Origin of the sequence: Nocardia aobensis NBRC 100429, from assembly GCF_000308375.1 — a bacterium.
Taxonomy (GTDB): domain Bacteria; phylum Actinomycetota; class Actinomycetes; order Mycobacteriales; family Mycobacteriaceae; genus Nocardia; species Nocardia aobensis.
The window spans coordinates 1-1,245 of sequence record NZ_BAFQ01000231.1; the positions used below are offsets into that span (position 1 = coordinate 1).

At 66.7% G+C, this 1,245-nt stretch carries 1 pseudogene; it reads right to left on the bottom strand.

The window, feature by feature from the left end:
* A pseudogene (locus RJ03_RS27365) lies at nt 1-1,055 on the bottom strand (hypothetical protein); the annotation flags it as partial.
* Nucleotides 1,056-1,245: the final 190 nt, after the last annotated feature.

Genomic DNA, 1,245 nt, shown 5'->3' on the forward strand with positions numbered 1-1,245 from the left:
GGGCCGACGCTCTGCCCTGCCGCAGCCGTGGCGTCGGGTTGCGTGGTGAACCCGGGGAATTGGTGCGCGCTGTTGCCCAGCCAGTTGCCGTAGTCGTCGATTTGATGTCCGACGTCGCCCACGGCGAAGTCGACCTTCGTCTCGGTCGTGACCCAGATGCCGTCGAAGCCGACGTGGGCGTCCACCTTCATCTCGGTGCCCAGGAAGATTCCCGGACCACCACCGTCCCCGACTCCGTCGAAGGCGCCGTGGCCGTCCTGAAGTCCGTTGTCGGAGCCGAAACCGCCCGCGCCGAGACCGTTCATACCGGGCAGGTGCAGACCGTTGGTGCCGGGAAGCCCGAGGCCGTGGCCGAGCAACGGCGTAGTGGGGTGCGGGTCGGCACCCGACAGGTCGGAGTCCTCGCGCTGCTCGTCGGTCGTGCGGGCGGCACCGGGCAGGTCGAGTCCGCCCGAACTCGACGCCGGACCCGAATCCTCGGCGCCGAAGCCGAACGGAGCACTCGAGGCATGCAATCCGGGCATCGAAAGTCCGTGTCCGCCACCGAAATCCGGTGAATCGAAGACACCGTTGCCGCCGAACCCGTGGTTCGACTCGGGGAACGGGAAATGGGAGTCGGGAGATTCACCGCCGGTCGTCGCGGGGAACTCACCGAACGTCAGCGGCGACTGGCTGCCCTGCGGGAACTGCAGACCTGGAAACGCATCCGTGCCGTGGTGTTCCGGCAGCGCGAGTCCCGGTGCCGGTGCCGCCGGGGCGTGTCGCGGCGTGGAGGTCCCGAGATCCGGCGGGACGGAGTCCGGCGACGGATCCGGGTAGGTCACCACCGGGCTCGGCACATCGGGATGCGGATCGGCGGTGGACCAGCCGGTGATGTGGCTGTTGTGCGATTCGTTCTCCGGCGCGGGCGACCCGTTGGAGGCGATCAGCGCACCGCCGGTGACGTACGCACCGGCCCGAGCCACCCGCGCGACACCGGTCGCCACGCGATATGCGGCATCGTTCGCATGATCGCCCGCGTCCGCATCATCGTCGAAGGGCAGCTCACGCGTCATACAAACTCCGCTCTCAGCGTTCGGCTGGCTAAACCGAACGGGGTGTTACCGAATCCGGGTCTTTTTACACCTTATTTCCGGAAAACTTGACTGTCACATCCTTCAGGTTTCTTTCAGGTGGACAGATGACAGGTCACAGCGGCATCTTCCGAGCTTGCCACCGGAGGCCGTCTCCGGAAAGCCCCAAGAT